This window comes from Comamonas sp. 23, assembly GCF_049601575.1.
Classification (GTDB): Bacteria; Pseudomonadota; Gammaproteobacteria; order Burkholderiales; family Burkholderiaceae_C; genus Comamonas; species Comamonas squillarum.
In genome coordinates, this window is the sequence record NZ_CP187127.1 from 1,898,397 (window position 1) to 1,915,351 (window position 16,955).

Genomic DNA, 16,955 nt, shown 5'->3' on the forward strand with positions numbered 1-16,955 from the left:
ACCCCTATCCCCGCCTATCCCCCAGCGCCGCAGCCCACGGATGACCGTGTGAGTTTCAGCACCAAGGCCTTTGCGCTGGCGGCTTCTTATGAGCCGCAGCGGGTGGCGTTCAATACCGCTCTTGACCAGGTGTTCAGCAATTCCCAATGGGCGCAATCCAAAGCGCAGGAGGCGCAGGACTCCGCCATGGCGGCGAGCCAGTCGGCCAGCAACGCCCATGCCAGCCGTGTTGCTGTAGATGAAGCCGTCAATGATGTGAGAGAGGCATTGGATGCCATCAAGGCAGGTCCCGTTGCATCCGTCAACGGGCGCAATGGTGTTGTGGTGGGCTTGCAGGAGGCGCTGGTTCAGCGCGCCTCCACAGCTGCTGATAACGGGCAACCGCTGCTTGTGGGCTCGGAATACGCACTGTCCGCAGGCTCCGCATATAGCCGCCCTTTGCCTGCAGGTGTTGCAGGCAATCAGATCGTGCTCAACGGCACCGGTGGCTGGGCTGCAAGCTTTTTTACGCTGGGCCGGGCGAGCGCAGCACACACCATCAATGGAGTGGCAGATAACGTGTTGTTCGATTCCGATTCTGCTCGCCGAATCATCGCCTCCTGCACCGCTCCCGGTGCTTGGGTATTGTCCATTTCTTAACAGGATTAACCTATGCAAAATCTTTCGAGCATGATGAGCGGCGGCGGCAAGCTACGGTATCAGCGATTTACTGCGAGCGGCACGTTTGTGCCGAGTACAAAGCTACTTGCCAGTGGCGGGCAATGTCTTGTTCTGCTAATTGGTGGCGGTGGTGGCGGTGGTGCTGGCAATGCCGGTGGCGGTGGCGGTGCCGGGCAGCACAGTGAAGAATTGGTGACTGTGACAGGGAATGTCGCGGTGACTATTGGTGGCGGTGGCGCCGGGGGGGCGACAGAAGGGGCAAATGGCTCAAATGGAGGGAATTCCTCATTTGGGTCATTACTTATTGCTATTGGTGGAGGCGGCGGCAGCGGCGGTAGTTACAGTAATAGGCCTGGCCTTGCTGGTGGTAGTGGTGGGGGTAGCGGGTACGGAGCGCAATCCGGTGCTGGCGTGGGTGGCGGTGGTGGCGGAGCTTCCAGTGCTGGAGGAGGAGCTCTAGAAGGGAGTGGTAATTCTGTTGGCGCTGGTCTTTTCGGGTATCCAGGAGGCATAGGGAATTCAAACGCCACCGGTCGGAATCACGGGGGAGGTGGGATCAATGGCCGTGCTGGTGGGGGCGGCGGTGGTGGTTCGAGCGCAGGCTGGGCTGGGTTTGGTACGTCTGGTGGCGGTAACGGCGGTTACCCATCATCTCCCGCCCTTGCAGCCACTAGCGGCCGAGCAAACTCGGGTGGCGGAGGTGGTGGAGGCGGCGGTGCTACAGGCGTATCTCTGCCAGGGGGGGCAGGCGGATCCGGCTACTGCATGGTAGTTTGGACCGAATAGCAATTTAGTACGGTTCTGAGGAACGCTGTAACTGTGATATCAGCATTGCAGAGTTGGACATTGAATGTCTGTACTGCGGAGCTTTAGCAACGCTGCGTCCCATGCTTGCTACAACACATCATCCTTGTAACGATACACATGAATTTGAAAGAACTAATCTGCAAAATCCTGCGCAAATTTTGCGTTCGTTGCTGTCCCTTGTCGGTAGAACTGAACGGGGACAGCATTTTGTTTGGCTGGGGCTGCGATAGCACGCCAGCAATGCAGATGCGCGCACAGCGCCCTCGATGGACGCTGACGGACCGCAATGCCTGTGGTCTGCGGATGGCGGACTTCATGCAGGGTTACCAGGAGCCATTTCCTGATGCGCCGCCAGACATGTATCCCGCAGGTCCGCAGCCCGCATTCAAAGATGCCTTGCACCAGGCACAGGTGATAGTGCTTGGTCTGGGCCTGAACGACTCCTACGGCTATCTGTCGCCAGAGGCCTACCGGCAGCAACTGCTCGATGCGCTGGTGGTCATTCGCAGTGGGGGCGCCGTTCCCGTATTCACAGGTCTTGTGCCTATTCCCAGTGGTTACTACGACCCTGTGCAAGATGCCAATCTTCTGGCCTTCCAGCAAGTGATGCGCGAAGTGGCGGATGCGCAGTGTGTCATCCATGCGGGTTGGGACCAGGAGTACCAAGGCGAAGGGGACCTGCAGGACGACCATATCCATCGCAGCCAAGGCGCGACGGACCGCCTGGCGGCCCGCTTGATCGCAGCCATTGACCGCGCGGCAAAGCGCGTTTGACCTGGCTGTACCACCCATGACCCGCTTCGGCGGGTTTTTTTATTTTTAGGAGGCCTGATGCAAAGCACAGACATCAGCATGCCGATGGCCAAGGCGACCAGTGCGGTTACCTTGGCCACCGCTGCACAGACGGACATGGCGGACAAGCTGGTTCAGGCTGCCACCGTTAATACCAGTGCACAGAGTTGGCACTGGGTCAATTCAATTCCCTGGGGCATCATTGCCTCCATCGTGGCAGCGCTCTATACCTCGCTGTTGATTTGCGAGTGGTTCTGGAAAAAGCTGTGGCGTCCGGCTTTCGAGCGCTGGGGGTGGATGGCACCGAATAAGCGGCGAACCACTATGACCCTCGATGAATGCCAGCACATGAGTGAGACGCCAAGGATGGAGCCATGAGCCGCGTGCCCCATGCGCTGCGCGCGGGCCTGCTTGCTTTGGCTGTACTGCTGGCCGGTGGTGGCGGCTATGTGGTGGCTGAGCGCGACCAAGCTGCCGCCCAGGTGATGGCGGAGCAAAGTCATTACATCCAGGCCGTTGCGGCTGACGCTGACACTTCGGATGCCGCCAAGATCGCGATGGTCATGGGCAGCTATTACGAAAGCAGCTATCGCCACATCGGCAGGCCCTATTTTGACCAGCTGGGCAAAGGGGCGCCGCTGACGGTTTGCAATGGAATCACCGGGCCTGCAGTGGTGGCCGAGCGCTATTACTCACCGGCTGAATGCTATGGGCTTGAAAAGTCCCGCTACCTGGCATCCGAAGCCGCTGCAAAGCGGCTTTTTCGTTTTTGGGCGCAGTACACGGCGCTGCAGCAGGCGGTGTTTATCGACTTCATCCACAACAAGGGCGAGGCCGCTTTGGCGGGATCGACCTTGCTGCGCAAAGCCAATGCCGGTGATGTGTTGGGCGCCTGCCGAGAAAACCCGCGCTGGAACCGGGGTACGGTCAACGGTGTGTCGGCGGTGCTGCCTGGTCTGCAGCGCCGGGGCGATGCCAACGGCGAGATTTGCGAGGAGGGCTTATGACCCTGAAGCTCCAGCTGATGCTGGCGGCCGTCATGGCCGCGCTGGCTTTCTCGACTGGCTGGGTGGTCAAAGGCTGGCAAACCGGCACCCGCCTTGCTGAGATGCGCGCTGATCAGGCGCTTGACCTGGCTGCACGCACTGACGCTGCCCGAAGTGACGAAGCCCACACCGCCCAATTGGAGAGCAAACATGCCCAAGATACCCTCTACAACGCTGACAAGCTGGCGGCCTTCAAGACGGGCATTGCTATGGATGTGCGTGCTGAGCTTGCTCGTGCTGAGCGCCTGCAGCGCAGCGCCGACCGCAGAGCCGCCACTTATCGCGCGCAAGCCCAGGCCGACACCGCTGCCCGCAGCGATCTTGCAGATAAAGCCGCAGCCCTCGACCGCCAGCTTGCAGAAGGCCTCGGCGTGGTCGCAGAACTCGGAGGTCATCTTAGGCGGCGAGACGCAGAAGTAGCTGCGCTGTGCAGCCAGGTCAATACCGAGCGCCAGCTTGGTGGCGATGAGAGTGACAAAGCCTGCACTCAGCCATGATCGGTTATGCAAAGAGCCTCCCTGGCGCCATCTGGTGTCGGGGAGGCTCTTTTTTTGTTGGTGGAGCCAGATAGATATGTGATGCCGACCTGCGTGTGTACGAGGCAGGCGCCGTTGAAGCGAGGAGACTGTTGCCGCCTCCGGCACCCCCAACACCAACCCAACAAGGGGCTTGCCCTCTGGTTAGAATGTCGGCTGCTATCGTTTTTAAACAAACGCAATCGGTTTCAACCGCGAACGCCTAGACATGCAGCACCCCGCACCAGACAAAGAAAAAGCCGCTAAGTTGTTTAAACTTAACGGCTTTGAATGTGGTGCCCGGGGCCGGAATCGAACCGGCACGCCTTGCGGCGGGGGATTTTGAGTCCCCTGCGTCTACCAATTTCACCACCCGGGCTGTGTCTGTATCGCAGCTCGCAATTATGGCACAAATAATGAGCTCCAAAAAATACCTAACGATTGAGGATGCGATTGGCAAGACCCCTTTGGTGGCCCTGCAGCGCATCGGTGCCGACTACAACGAAGCCCATGGCAATGTGGTGCTGGGCAAGCTCGAGGGCAACAACCCAGCTGGCTCGGTCAAGGACCGCCCAGCGGTGTCGATGATCCAGCGCGCGCAGGAGCGCGGCGAGATCAAGCCCGGTGACACCTTGATCGAGGCGACCTCGGGCAACACCGGTATTGCGCTGGCAATGGCTGCAGCCATCAAGGGCTACCGCATGGTGCTGATCATGCCCGAGGACCTTTCCATCGAGCGCGCGCAGACGATGAAGGCCTATGGCGCGCAGCTGATCCTCACGCCCAAGAGCGGCGGCATGGAATATGCCCGCGACCTGGCCGACAAGATGGTCGCCGAGGGCAAGGGCATTGTGCTGGACCAGTTTGCCAACCCGGACAATCCGCGCGCCCATTACGAGACCACCGGCCCCGAGATCTGGGAGCAGACCGGCGGCCAGATCACCCACTTTGTCAGTGCGATGGGCACGACCGGCACCATCACCGGCGTCTCGCGCTACCTGAAGGAAAAGAACCCGGCCGTGCGCATCATCGGCGCCCAGCCCACCGAGGGCTCGCGCATCCCCGGCATCCGCAAGTGGCCCGAAGAATACCTGCCCAAGATCTACGACCCCAGCGCGGTCGACGAGATGGTCTATGTGACCCAGAACGATGCCGAGGACATGGCCCGCAGCCTCGCCCGTGACGAAGGCATCTTTGCCGGCATCTCTGCTGCTGGCGCCTGCCATGTCGCCCAGGAAATTGCGCGCCGCGAACGCAACGCTACCATTGTGTTCGTCGTCTGCGACCGGGGGGACCGCTATCTGTCCACCGGCGTGTTTCCCGCCTGAGCACGCGCGCCGAGCGATGAGCGCTCGGTTGCCGGCATGAAAGCCCTATGCAATACGAAACGAAATTTTGCGTGAACTGCGCCACGGCGCTGCAATGGAAGGTGATGGCCGAGGACAGCGGCGAGGTGAGCCGACTGCGCTGCCCGGCCTGCGGCTGGACGCACTGGGGCAACCCCACGCCCGTGCTGGCCGCTGTCGTCGAGAACGACCTGGGCCAGGTGCTGCTGGCGCGCAATGCGCTGTGGCAGCCGGGCATGTTTGGCCTGATCACCGGCTTCATGGAGGCTGGCGAATCGCCCGAGGCCGGCATTGCCCGCGAGGTGCTTGAAGAGACGGGCCTGCAGACCCAAGCCCTGCGCCTGATTGGCTGCTGGGAGTTTTTGCGCATGAACCAGGTGCTGATCGCCTACCATGTGCGCGTGGCGGGCCGGCCCGAGGACGTGCGCCTGTCGCCCGAGCTGGTGGAGTACCAGTGGCAGACTGCGCAGGAAGTGCTGTGCTGGCCCTCCGGCACGGGATATGCGATGGCCGAGTGGGTCAAGAGCAAGGGCGAGCCGGTGCGCTTTGGCGCGTTCCGCCCCAACAACCCGAACCCGAACCCCGATCCCGCCAAATGGCCAGTCAATTATTGGGAAGATGACGCGCGCTTTGTGGTCGCTCCCCGTTTGGACTGAGCAGGGTGGGTTATCGATAACGAATGAACACGATGGATATTGACCAGGAAGTGGATACGCGCGGACTGAACTGCCCGCTGCCGATTTTGAAGGCCAAGAAGGCCTTGGCCACCATGCAAAGCGGCCAGCTGCTCAAGGTGGTGGCGACGGATACCGGCTCGATCCGGGATTTCCAGGCCTTTGCCAAGCAGACCGGCAATGAGCTGGTGGAGCAGCAGACCGTGGGTGAGGAGTTCATCCATATTCTGCGCCGCCGCTAGGCGCCACACCCGCCACTGAAACACCAAGGCCTGCATCTGCAGGCCTTTGTTTTGAAGAGGTGGAGCGCCGATCAGATCTGCAGGTTCTTCAAAAAGGCGCGGAAATCATCGCCCACGTCGGGGTGCTGCAGCGCCAGCTCCACGGTGGCCTGCAAAAAGCCTTCCTTGCTGCCGCAGTCATAGCGCTTGCCGCTGTAGCGGTAGGCATACACGGTTTCGCTGTGCATCAGACGCTCTATCGCATCGGTCAGCTGGATCTCGCCGCCCACGCCCTTGGGCTGGTTGCGGATCTCGTCAAAAATGCCGGGGGTGAGCACATAGCGGCCGGCCACACCCATGCGCGAGGGGGCTTTTTCCGGGGCGGGCTTTTCGACGATCTCGTCAATGCGCATCAGCGGGCCGCCTGCGGGCTCGCCCTTGACGATGCCGTAGCGCTTGGTGTGTTCCAGCGGCACTTCCTGCACCGCCAGCAGCGAGCGGCCTTGTTTGGAAAAGGCGGCCGTCATCTGCGCCATCACGCCCGGGCCGCCTGGCGCGCCGGTCATCAGGTCGTCGGCCAGCAGCACGGCAAAGGGCTCATTGCCCACCAGTGGCTCGGCGCAGAGCACCGCGTGGCCCAGGCCCAGCGAGCGGGGCTGGCGTACAAACAGGCAATTCATGTCATCGGGGCTGACGCTGCGCACCAGGTCCAGCATGGCCTGCTTGCCGGCGTTTTCCAGCTCGTTTTCCAGCTCATAGGCGGTGTCGAAGTGGTCTTCGATCGCACGCTTGCTGCGGCCAGTGACAAAGATCATGTCCCGGATACCGGCCTCGTAGGCCTCTTCCACCGCGTACTGGATCAGGGGCTTGTCCACGACGGGCAGCATTTCCTTGGGCGATGCCTTGGTGGCAGGCAAAAAGCGGGTGCCCAGGCCAGCGACTGGGAAAACGGCTTTGCGGACACGGGTCGGTGTAGTCATAAATACTCGGGTGCTAGGACTTGGATGTGACAAAGGCGCAGCAAGCTGCGCCTTTGTGTGCAGGGCCAAGGGGCATTATGTGCTGATTTTTGCACGGCCCCGGCCGATTCAACCCAGGCGCTGGAGCTGCTCCTGCAGCTTGCTGAGCGAGGCGCCAAAGTCCGCCACGCGCTTTTTCTCCTGGTCCAGCACGGCAGCGGGGGCCTTGGCGCAGAAAGCCTCGTTGGACAGCTTGGCGTTGGCCTTGGTGATCTCGCCTTCGAGGCGCTTGATCTCCTTGCCCAGGCGCAGCTTCTCGGCCTCCACATCCACTTCGACAAACAGCGCCATGCGCGCATCGCCCACCACCGACACGGGGGCATGCTGGGCTTCGGCCGCCCAGGCCGCTTCGTCGTCAAACACCTTGACCTCGCTCAGCTTGGCCAGGTTCTTGAGCACATCGGCGTTGGCGCGCAGGAAGGCGGCGCCCTCGGCAGAGCCGGCCACCGTCAGCAGCGGCAGGCGCTGCGCGGGCGACACGGCCATTTCTCCGCGCAGCGCGCGGCAGGCATCCACCATCTGCTTGATACGCTCGACATAGGCAATCGCTGCGTTGTCGATCTTCTCGGGCTGGGCTTGCGGGTAAGCGGCAATCGCAATCGATGCGCCTTCGCGGCCGGCCACGGGTGCCACCTTCTGCCACAGCGCTTCGGTCACGAACGGGATGATCGGATGGGCCAGGCGCAGAATGGTTTCCAGCGTGCGGATCAGCGTGCGGCGGGTGCCGCGCTGCTGGGCTTCGTTGCCGGTCTGGATCTGCACCTTGGCGATTTCCAGGTACCAGTCGCAGAACTCATTCCAGACAAAGTCATAGAGGGTGTTGGCGACGTTGTCCAGGCGGAACTCGGCAAAGCCCTTGGCCACCTCGGCCTCGACCTTTTGCAGCTGCGAGACGATCCAGCGGTCGGGCTGGCTGAACTGCAGGTAGTCGCCCGTGGCGCACTGGTCCTTGCTGTGTTCCAGCAGACCGCAGTCATGGCCTTCGCAGTTCATCAGCACAAAGCGCGAGGCGTTCCACAGCTTGTTGCAGAAATTGCGGTAGCCTTCGCAGCGCTTGCTGTCGAAGTTGATCGAACGGCCCAGCGACGCGAGCGCTGCAAAGGTAAAGCGCAGCGCATCGGCGCCATAGGCGGGAATGCCTTCGGGGAACTCCTTTTGCGTGTTCTTGCGCACCTGGGGCGCCGTCTCCGGCTTGCGCAGGCCCACGGTGCGCTTGTCCAGCAGCGGCTCCAGTGCAATGCCATCGATCAGGTCGACGGGGTCGAGCACATTGCCTTCGGACTTGGACATCTTCTTGCCCTGCGCATCGCGCACCAGGCCGTGGATGTAGACATGCTTGAACGGCACGTGCCCGGTGAAGTGCGTGGTCATCATGATCATCCGGGCGACCCAGAAGAAGATGATGTCGTAGCCGGTCACCAGCACCGACGAGGGCAGGTAGAGGTTGAAGTCGTCATCGGCGGCGTCGCCCTGCTCGGGCCAGCCCATGGTGCTGAAGGGCACCATCGCCGAGGAGTACCAGGTGTCGAGCACATCGGCGTCGCGGCGCAATACCTTGCCGGGGGCCTGTGCCTGGGCTTCGGCCTCGTTCTTGGCGACGTAGATGTTGCCTTCTTCGTCGTACCAGGCCGGTATCTGGTGGCCCCACCACAGCTGGCGCGAAATGCACCAGTCCTGGATGTTGTTCATCCACTGGTTGTAGGTGTTGACCCAGTTCTCGGGCACAAACTGCACCTGGCCCGAGGCCACGGCGTCGATGGCCTTTTGCGCAATGCTCTTGCCGGTCGGGTCCTGGTCACTGACCTTGCTCATCGCGATGAACCACTGGTCGGTCAGCATGGGCTCGATCACCTGGCCGGTACGGTCGCAGATGGGCACCATCAGCTTGTGCTTCTTGGTCTCGACCAGCAGCCCCTGGGCTTCGAGGTCGGCCACGATGGCCTTGCGCGCGACAAAGCGGTCCATGCCGCGGTATTTCTCGGGCGCCTCGTCGTTGATCTTGGCCTCCAGGGTCAGCACCACGATCATCGGCAGCTTGTGGCGCTGGCCGACCTGGTAGTCGTTCTGGTCGTGCGCGGGCGTGACCTTGACCACGCCGGTGCCGAATTCGCGGTCCACATAGTCGTCGGCAATGATCGGGATCTGGCGGCCCACCAGCGGCAGGGTCACGGTCTGGCCGATCAGGTGCTGGTAGCGCGTGTCTTCGGGGTGGACCATCACGGCCACGTCGCCCAGCATGGTTTCGGGGCGGGTGGTGGCCACCACCAGCTGGCCTTCGCCACTGGTCAGCGGGTAGGTAATGTGCCAGAGCGACCCGTCCTTTTCCTGGTTTTCCACTTCCAGGTCGGACACGGCCGATTGCAGCACCGGGTCCCAGTTGACCAGGCGCTTGCCGCGGTAGATCAGGCCTTGCTGGTAGAGCTTGACGAAGGTCTCGGTCACCACTTTGGAGAGCTTGTCGTCCATCGTGAAGTACTCGCGGCTCCAGTCCACGGTATCGCCCATGCGGCGCATCTGCGTAGTGATGGTGTTGCCCGACTGCTCCTTCCACTCCCAGACCTTGGCGACAAAGTTCTCGCGGCCCAGGTCATAGCGGCTTTGGCCGGCGGCCTGCAGCTGGCGCTCCACGACGATCTGGGTGGCGATGCCGGCATGGTCGGTGCCCGGAATCCAGGCTGTGTTGTAGCCCTTCATGCGGTGGTAGCGGGTGAGCGAGTCCATGATCGTCTGGTTGAACGCATGGCCCATGTGCAGCGTGCCGGTCACATTGGGGGGTGGCAGCTGGATGGAGAAGTTGTGCTGCGCCGCGACCGATTCCGCATTGGGCGCACCGGTGCCGCGATAGCCGGCGTTGCCGTAGCCGCGCTTTTCCCATTCCGGGCCCCAATGGGCCTCGATGGCCGCAGGCTCAAAAGACTTGGACAGGCTATCGAGACCTGGTTGGGAGATCGGTTGGCTGTTGGTGTCGCTCATGGTGTGATCAATGGAAAACGGCACCACAGATCGAGATGCCGTTGGATAGCTTGGAATGAATAGGCTGATTTTAGCCCGCCTGCGGCCATGACCGGCCCGCGTGGGCTTGTGCCGCCGTTGGCGGCGGCCTCGCCCTGGGCGATGGCCATAAAAAAACTGCCAGGGGCCGTCAATCGGCCACTGGCAGTCTGTGCTCCTGTGCGGAGGATTTCAGCGTGGGTATCGGCTGGATTACTGCTTCACAGCTTCGATCTGCACGACCAGGCGCACGTTCTTGGCAGCGCCATAGTTCACACCATAGTCCAGGCCGAAGGCGGTGCGGTCAAAGGTGGTTTCGAAATCGCCACCGCAGACTTCGCGATCCTGCAGCATCTTGTTGGGGTAGCAGTTGAACTTGCTGGCCTTGAAGGTGATGGGCTGGGTCTTGCCCAGCAAGGTCAGGTTACCTTCGACGGCGCTGAGCTTGTCGCCGTCAAACACGAACTTGGTCGACTGAAATCGGGCCTTGGGGTGCTCGGCCACGTTGAAGATGTCCTTGCTTTGCAGGTGCTTGTCAAAAGCGGGCGTGCCGGAGTTGACCGAGGAGGTGTCGATGCTGATATCGACCGAGCCGGTCTTGCCCGCGCGGTCCAGCGTCAGCGTGCCTTCTTTTTTGTCAAAGCGTGCACGGTTGGTGCTGGCGCCGTTGTGGTCGATCTCGAAGGTCGCAAAGGTGTGCGTCGGGTCGATCGCGTAGGTGGCTGGCGCCGCGTGCACGGCACCGGCGAACAGGGAAGCAGCGGCCAGGGCCAACAGGGAAGTGCGCATCAGGAATCTCCTAAAAAAGGTTGAGAGAAAAGGGAACAACAGCTTAGATCTTGCCCACGCCGGTCAGGGCCAGCTTGAACTGCACCAGCACTTCGTCGGCCACCATCGAGGTGTCTTTCCAATCGCCATCACCGATGGCGTAGGTCAGGCGCTTCAAGGGCAGGGTGCCCGCTGCGGTGGTGGTCGTGCCCGACTGGGTCAAGGTGACGGGCAGGCTGACCTTCTGGACATTGCCCTTGATCGTCAAGGTGCCATCGACCTGGTACTTGCCGCCGCCCAGCGCCTTGACGGCGGTGGAGTCAAAAGTGGCTTGCGGGAACTTGGCGACGTTGAACCATTCGGCCTTGGGCAGCTCAGCATCGGTTTCCTTGACGCCCATCGTGGCGCTGCCGGTATCGACCGAGAAATGGATCTTGCTGGCTTCGGGCTTGACCGTGTCGAAAGCGATCTTGGCATCGAACTTCTGGAAGTGGCCCTTGATCGGCACGCCCATCTGCTTGGCTTCGAAGTTGACGGCGCTTTGCGCCGGCACCAGCGCTTGCTGGGCCATCACGGGGGTGGCAAAGGCAGCTGCGGTCACGGCGGCAGCGAACAGGGCGGTGGGGGAGAGCTTGGACATCAGATCAGACTCCAGTAAAAAAACGCTAAGAAAACGGTACAAATCAGGAGGCGCGGCCGGGCAGCATGCGCGAGAGCAGACCATCGCGGTCGATCAGCTGGTGCTTGAGCAGCGCGGCCACATGCATCACCACCAAGGCTGCCAGCGTATAGGCAAGGTAGGCATGCCAGGGCTTGAGGGCTTCTGCGAGCTCCGGGCTCTTGCTCACCAGATCGGGCAGCGGCACCACGCCAAACAGCACGATGGGAAAGCCCGATGCCGAGCTGTAGATCCAGCCCACCAGCGGCACCGCAAAGAACAGTGCATACATCAGGTGGTGCACGCCGTGGTGGGCCACATGCTGCCAGGCGGGCATTGCGCGGGCGGTGGCCTCGGGCAGCGCCGGTGGGCGGTGGGTGAAGCGCCACAGGATACGCACGGCCGACAAAATCAAGATCGTCATACCGGCCCATTTGTGCCAGTTGAAGTACTTGAGGCGCGTAGGGGAGAAAGGCAGGCTGGTCATGTACAGGCCAAAGGCAAAGATACCAATCAGGGCCAGGGCCAAAATCCAGTGCAGTGCGATCGCCGTGCCGGTGTAGCGGGTGTTATTCGTCGTGGTAGCCATAAAAAACGCTGCAGCGGTAGGCCCAGCGGTATTGTTTGAAGCGAGTGTAGGAGCGGATCAACCGGTAGAAGTTCAGCCCGATTGATGGCGAAGTTCAAATTAATTGAATTGATCGATCCTCTGGTGGCGAGTTCCAGAACCAATCCACATTAGCATATGCCGAGCAGGCGCTAGCTCGCGCTGCTCACTGGTGCGCATACAACAGCGGGGGACCGGGACTTTGTATCGCCTTGTATACCGTGCTGGGGCAGCGGCGCCCTACACGGAGCCCGACGGGGCCTGAGCGGGCCTGCCTCAGAACCTGTTCAAAGTCTCCTCGCGCCGCGACAGTGTCTTTGCGGGATGGGATGCTAGGCGCAACACCGCAGCAATAGCTCAGCTATTGCGAGGATTTGCAACAACGCAGACCGCCCGCAAAGCCACTGTCCCTACGGGTTGGAGTGAAATCGGGCGATTTCTGCGCGCTGGCCCTTGCTTGCACCCCGGTGCAAGCTGCGTTCCATCCCTTCGAACTCATCCCGATTGCACTCCAACGCGGCTGCGTAGAGACATTGAACAGGTTCTCAGGCTTGCTCGCCGGCGAGGGCTGCCTGCTTCCAGGCATGGGCGGCCGCAGCGGCATCGCCCCGGTACTCGGCCTGCCGTGCCAGGTGCTGCCAGGCGCGGCGGCGCAGCGATTCCTCTTGCAGCGAAGGAGCCGCCTGCTGCAGCCACTGCTGGGCCTTGCCCCAGAGCTGGCGCTGCAGGCAGGCGCAGCCGGCCAGGTACTGCAGGTAGGGGTCATGGGGGCGGCGCTGCTGGGCCGCCTCAATGCGTGCCAGCCAGCTGGCGTCGAGCGCACCCATGCTGTCTTCGAGCACACGCACCAGGCGTTCGGCCTGCAGGCTGGGCAGGCCGTTGTTGCTGGTGGTGTAGCGCTCCCAGGCGGGCAGCAGCCACTCGCGCATCTGCTGCGGGTTGCCGCCCAGCTGCTGCAGGCGCCGCGCCGCGTGGATACCCACTTCGGGCAGGTTGCGCTCGGCCGCATCCAGGTTGCGCCAGGCCTGCATCAGCTGCTCGGGGTCGTGGGCGTCGTTGATCAGCTCGGTCGCCAGGCCCTTGATGATGCTTTGCGCCGCAGCGGCCGAAAACGCGCGGTGCTTGGCCAGCAGGCGGGCGGTATCGAGCGCGGTCAAAGCCTGGCGCAGCTGGCGCGCGGCCTTGAGCTTGAGGCGCAGCGCCAGGGTGCGACGCGCCGCCCCCTGGGGCAGGCGCGCGAGCTGCTCGATCGCGCTGTGGGCATTGTGGTCATCGAGCGCCCATTGGGCCGCGCGCAGCTGGGTGCCTTCGGCCAGTTCGGGCTGGTTTTTGGCCTGGGGGGTGGCCGCTTCCTGCATCGCCAGCTCCCAGTGCTGGTCGCGCTGGGTTTGGTCCTGCAGCGCATGCGAGCTCTCAGCGGCCAGCACATGGCCCAGCACGCGCAGCTGCAGGCCGTTGGGGATGGCGGCGCCACTGTCCTGCAAGGCCTGCTCCTGGGCCAGTGCCGACAGCGCAGCCTTGCGGGCGCGCACGAAGCGGCCTGCTTGCAGCTGGGTCACGGCATCCAGCGCTGCGCCATGCATGGCGCGCTCTTTTTGCTGGATGCGCCAGCGCTTGGCCTGGCGCGGCAGCTCGAACATGGCGCTGACGCCGCGCAGCGCGCCGTAGACCAGCACAAAGGCCAGCAGCAGCAGCACGACGACCATGTTCAGCGAGAAATCGATGCGGTAGGGCGGCCAGTGCAGGGTCACGCTGCCCTGGTTGCTGCCGGCAAACAGCGCGGCGGCCACTGCCACGGCAAACAGACCGATCAACCAAAGTGCGGCTCTCATCGCTTACCGTCCTGCCGCTGCCGTGGCCAGTGCGGCCAGGGTGTCATTGGCGCGTGGCACTTCCACATCCTGCATGGCCTGCTGCAGCTGGTTGAGTTGCTGGGCGGCCTGCTGGCCTCGGCGCGAGGAGATATCGAAATACTTGTGCACGGCGTCAGCCGCAGCGGCCAGGTCATTGCGCGAGGCATTCATCTGGCGGCCCAGCAAGGCCATGCGGGCGTTCAGGATGCGCAGCTTGAGGTTCTCGCGCACAAAAAATGCCTGTGTGGGCGAGAGCAGCACCGCATCGGGGTAGTCGATGCGGCGTACGCGCACGAGGCTGCGGGCTTCCTCATGCACCACGCCCCAGGCGGTGGACAGCGCCGACAGCCACCAGCTGGGGCTGGCACTGTCGTCCGTTGCAGCTTCGGCTGGGGTACTGGCTGCAGCGGGGGTAGCCGATGGGTTGCCCCGGTTGCGGGCGGGCGCCGTGCGGCGGGCGTTTTTGTCGAGCACATCGTTTTGCAGCGGCAGATCATCGATCTGGCGCAGCAGGTCATCCATGCGGGCCAGCAGGCCGGCGGTGTCCAGCGATTTGCTCGCGGCGATGCGGTCCAGGTCGCGGGCAATGGCGCGTTGCAGCGGGGCCAGGCGCGGTTGGGCCGAGACGGTCACGCGCTGCTGGGCGATCTTGAGGGCGCTGACGAGCGGGTCGGGGCTGCCGCTCAGCTGGCTTTGCTGCATCGCAAAGCGCACGGCGCTTTCGATATCGCCGACCATGGTGTCATCGCGGTTGCGTGAGAGGCTTTGCACCAGCTCTTCGAGCTGGCCGCGCTGCAGCGCAACTTCGCCCACGCGCGCTTCCATTACCGACATGCGCGAGGCGGTATCGCGCGAGACATCTTCGGCCTGGCGGGCGAGGGTGCGCGCTTCCACGGCCTGGCTGCGCGAGTCGGCGCTTTGCAGCGCCAGCTGCTGCTGGATGTTGTTGAGCCGCTGCCAGAGCATGGCCGCGCTGATGATGGCAATGGTGGCGGCAACGCCCAGAGCCACTGACGTCCAGACCCAGGCTTGCGGCATGCGGCCGCCCGCAGGGTGGGCCTGGTGGGAGGAGGTGGCCGGGTGGGGAGGCGTGGGGTTCGGTGCGTGCTCGGGCAGCGTCATAGGGCAGATTCTAACGACGCCACCACGTCTTCCAGCGAAGGCCTGCACTGCTGAATGTGGACAAATCCTGCCGCTCGGGTCGCTTGCGCGATGCGTGCATGGGTGCTGAGCGCCTGGGCAGGCGCCAATGCGTCGGCGCTGAATCTGTTGCTTAAATGCATCACCGCCTCGGAGCTGCTGAACAGCCAGATGCTGCCATCGGTCAGCGCCTGCGTTGCCAATGCCAGTTGCGCTGGCGTCCAAGCGGGCGCGCGGCGCTCGTAGACACCGACAAAATCCACGCCCACACCAGCCGCTTGCAACTGGCGCGCCAGCCATTCGCGGCCTGAGCCGCTCACCAACTGGTCGATCGCGCTGCCCGCGCTGGCGCCGCGCACCACCAGCACGCGCTGGCCCGATGCTGCCATCGCTGCGGCCTGGGCGCCGACCTCGGTCCACAGCGATTCGGAGTCGAACTGCGGGGCATCGGTGGCGGGTTGGTCGATCAAATCAATGGGCACGCCCAAGGCCTGTGCCGCGCGGGCCGTGCCTGGGCCCGGGCACCACAGCCGGGTATGGGGCGCCTTGCGCTGCTGCTGGGCCAGCGCCTGCACCAGGGCCGGGTCCAGAAAAAAACGGGCCGCATTGGTGCTCACCAGCATCAACGCGCCATAGTGCTGCCAATGCTGGCGCGCATGCATTCGCGCCGTGTGGTGGGCGGGGCTGTCGGCTTGAACAATATCGATCAGTGGCAGCGCATCGGCCCGCAACCCCCGCTGCCGCAACTGGGCGACCCAGTCGTCCGCCTCGGGTTGCGGGCGGGTGATGATGGTGCGGTGGTGTGACGGGGCCATGGCGGACGGCGGCCGGGTGCTTAGCGGCGCACCTGCGCGCCCGCTTGCTGAAGCAGCGATGCCACCTGCTGGCCCAGTGCATCGGCGCTGGCCAGGTCGGTGACGGCCGCGCGGGCCTGCGCAGACACCAGGGGCGCGTTCGGGTTGGCTTCGTCGCCCCAGGCGGCGCGCAGCCACAGCTGGCCGTCCTGCCATTCACCGTGCGCGGCCAGCGGCATCGAGCAGCTGCCGCCCATGCAGCGGCTGACGGCGCGCTCGGCCGTCACGGTCTTCCAGGTGCGCGGATCGGCCAGGCCGGCAAACAGGGCCAGCAGGTCCTGGCGGTCGCTGCGCACCTCAATGCCCAGCGCGCCCTGGCCGGCCGCGGGCAGCATGGTGTCGGTGGCAAAAGCATGGCAGATGCGTGCATCCAGCGCCAGGCGCTTGAGGCCGGCAGCGGCCAGCACAATGCCGTCGTACTGGCCTTCGTCGAGCTTGCGCAAGCGGGTGTTGACATTGCCGCGCAGCGGCTGGATATCCAGATCGGGACGCAAGGCCTGCAGCAACACCTGGCGGCGCAGGCTGGAGGTGCCGACCACGGCGCCCTGGGGCAGATCCTGCAGACTGGCGTAGTGGTTGGAGACCCAGGCATCGCGCGGGTCCTCGCGTTCGAGCACGGCTGCCAGCGCAAAACCCGGTGGCAGCTCCATCGGCACATCCTTGAGCGAGTGCACGGCCAGGTCGGCGCGGCCCGTCTCCAACGCGGTTTCCAGCTCTTTGACAAACAGGCCCTTGCCGCCCACCTTGGACAGCGTGCGGTCCAGAATCTGGTCGCCCAAGGTGGTCATCCCCAACAGGCTGACCTGGTGGCCCAGGCGCTGCAGGATATGTTGCACATGTTCAGCCTGCCACAGGGCAAGCTGGCTTTCGCGGGTGGCGATGGTCAGGGACAAGGAGCTCATGGGATGGGGGAGCACGCCAGGCCCGGTCACCTCTTTATTGGCGGCCGGACACCTTACGTGGTCAACAAGCGGTTCACAACAGGCGGCTGATGCTAGCATGTG

The 16,955-nt window shown here is 63.4% G+C and carries 18 protein-coding genes and 1 tRNA gene; 9 read left to right on the forward strand and 10 right to left on the reverse strand.

Annotation, left to right across the window (positions count from 1 at the left end; translation table 11 throughout):
- The first annotated feature begins 48 nt into the window (after positions 1-48).
- From ACPEE1_RS08515 to ACPEE1_RS08540, 6 genes are all read left to right on the forward strand, one after another.
- The gene (locus ACPEE1_RS08515; protein WP_182342804.1) at positions 49-639 is read left to right on the forward strand and encodes a hypothetical protein; all 591 of its coding nucleotides are present in this window, start codon (positions 49-51) and stop codon (positions 637-639) included.
- Between the two features lie 33 nt (positions 640-672).
- Positions 673-1,446: a glycine-rich domain-containing protein gene (locus tag ACPEE1_RS08520; protein ID WP_423936415.1), complete on the forward strand. Its 774-nt coding sequence runs from the start codon at positions 673-675 to the stop codon at positions 1,444-1,446.
- A 138-nt stretch (positions 1,447-1,584) separates the two neighbouring features.
- Positions 1,585-2,241 (forward strand): SGNH/GDSL hydrolase family protein, encoded by a 657-nt coding sequence (locus ACPEE1_RS08525; RefSeq protein ID WP_182342800.1) that lies wholly within the window; start codon positions 1,585-1,587, stop codon positions 2,239-2,241.
- 57 nt (positions 2,242-2,298) lie between these two features.
- Positions 2,299-2,637, forward strand: coding sequence for a hypothetical protein (locus tag ACPEE1_RS08530; protein WP_423935946.1), 339 nt, complete (start codon positions 2,299-2,301; stop codon positions 2,635-2,637).
- On the forward strand, positions 2,634-3,266 hold the full coding sequence (locus ACPEE1_RS08535) for a glycoside hydrolase family protein (RefSeq protein WP_260719908.1): 633 nt from the start codon (positions 2,634-2,636) through the stop codon (positions 3,264-3,266). Before ACPEE1_RS08530 ends, ACPEE1_RS08535 begins: the two co-directional genes overlap by 4 nt.
- Positions 3,263-3,802 (forward strand): hypothetical protein, encoded by a 540-nt coding sequence (locus tag ACPEE1_RS08540; protein WP_182342794.1) that lies wholly within the window; start codon positions 3,263-3,265, stop codon positions 3,800-3,802. Before ACPEE1_RS08535 ends, ACPEE1_RS08540 begins: the two co-directional genes overlap by 4 nt.
- 312 nt (positions 3,803-4,114) lie before the next feature.
- Here the strand turns inward: ACPEE1_RS08540 and ACPEE1_RS08545 are convergent.
- Positions 4,115-4,199, reverse strand: a tRNA-Leu gene (locus tag ACPEE1_RS08545).
- A 37-nt stretch (positions 4,200-4,236) separates the two neighbouring features.
- On the opposite strand from ACPEE1_RS08545, the gene cysM reads away from it, so the two are divergent.
- The 3 genes from cysM to ACPEE1_RS08560 are packed head-to-tail and all read left to right on the forward strand — an operon-like array spanning position 4,237 to position 6,082.
- Positions 4,237-5,148: a cysteine synthase CysM gene (gene cysM, locus ACPEE1_RS08550; RefSeq protein WP_182342792.1), complete on the forward strand. Its 912-nt coding sequence runs from the start codon at positions 4,237-4,239 to the stop codon at positions 5,146-5,148.
- A gap of 47 nt (positions 5,149-5,195) precedes the next feature.
- Positions 5,196-5,822: an NUDIX domain-containing protein gene (locus ACPEE1_RS08555; RefSeq protein WP_423935949.1), complete on the forward strand. Its 627-nt coding sequence runs from the start codon at positions 5,196-5,198 to the stop codon at positions 5,820-5,822.
- Positions 5,823-5,854: 32 nt separating this feature from the next.
- Positions 5,855-6,082: a sulfurtransferase TusA family protein gene (locus tag ACPEE1_RS08560; RefSeq protein ID WP_027010629.1), complete on the forward strand. Its 228-nt coding sequence runs from the start codon at positions 5,855-5,857 to the stop codon at positions 6,080-6,082.
- 71 nt (positions 6,083-6,153) lie between these two features.
- Here the strand turns inward: ACPEE1_RS08560 and galU are convergent, their stop codons facing one another.
- The 9 genes from galU to hemC form a co-directional block, all read right to left on the reverse strand.
- Entirely contained in the window at positions 6,154-7,041 is an 888-nt protein-coding gene (galU, locus tag ACPEE1_RS08565) for a UTP--glucose-1-phosphate uridylyltransferase GalU (protein ID WP_116925950.1), read from the reverse strand.
- A 108-nt stretch (positions 7,042-7,149) separates the two neighbouring features.
- On the reverse strand, positions 7,150-10,053 hold the full coding sequence (locus ACPEE1_RS08570; RefSeq protein WP_423935952.1) for a valine--tRNA ligase: 2,904 nt from the start codon (positions 10,051-10,053) through the stop codon (positions 7,150-7,152).
- A gap of 231 nt (positions 10,054-10,284) precedes the next feature.
- On the reverse strand, positions 10,285-10,860 hold the full coding sequence (locus ACPEE1_RS08575) for a YceI family protein (protein ID WP_116925952.1): 576 nt from the start codon (positions 10,858-10,860) through the stop codon (positions 10,285-10,287).
- Positions 10,861-10,903: 43 nt separating this feature from the next.
- Positions 10,904-11,479, reverse strand: coding sequence for a YceI family protein (locus ACPEE1_RS08580; RefSeq protein WP_116925953.1), 576 nt, complete (start codon positions 11,477-11,479; stop codon positions 10,904-10,906).
- 43 nt (positions 11,480-11,522) lie between these two features.
- A complete protein-coding gene (locus ACPEE1_RS08585; protein WP_116925954.1) occupies positions 11,523-12,086 on the reverse strand; it encodes a cytochrome b in 564 nt (187 codons plus the stop codon).
- Between the two features lie 563 nt (positions 12,087-12,649).
- Positions 12,650-13,936 (reverse strand): heme biosynthesis HemY N-terminal domain-containing protein, encoded by a 1,287-nt coding sequence (locus tag ACPEE1_RS08590; protein WP_116925955.1) that lies wholly within the window; start codon positions 13,934-13,936, stop codon positions 12,650-12,652.
- Positions 13,937-13,939: 3 nt separating this feature from the next.
- Positions 13,940-15,079, reverse strand: coding sequence for a uroporphyrinogen-III C-methyltransferase (locus ACPEE1_RS08595; RefSeq protein WP_423935955.1), 1,140 nt, complete (start codon positions 15,077-15,079; stop codon positions 13,940-13,942).
- The gene (locus ACPEE1_RS08600; protein ID WP_423935957.1) at positions 15,076-15,912 is read right to left on the reverse strand and encodes a uroporphyrinogen-III synthase; all 837 of its coding nucleotides are present in this window, start codon (positions 15,910-15,912) and stop codon (positions 15,076-15,078) included. Before ACPEE1_RS08600 ends, ACPEE1_RS08595 begins: the two co-directional genes overlap by 4 nt.
- A gap of 20 nt (positions 15,913-15,932) precedes the next feature.
- Positions 15,933-16,853, reverse strand: coding sequence for a hydroxymethylbilane synthase (gene hemC / locus ACPEE1_RS08605; RefSeq protein ID WP_423935959.1), 921 nt, complete (start codon positions 16,851-16,853; stop codon positions 15,933-15,935).
- Positions 16,854-16,955: the final 102 nt, after the last annotated feature.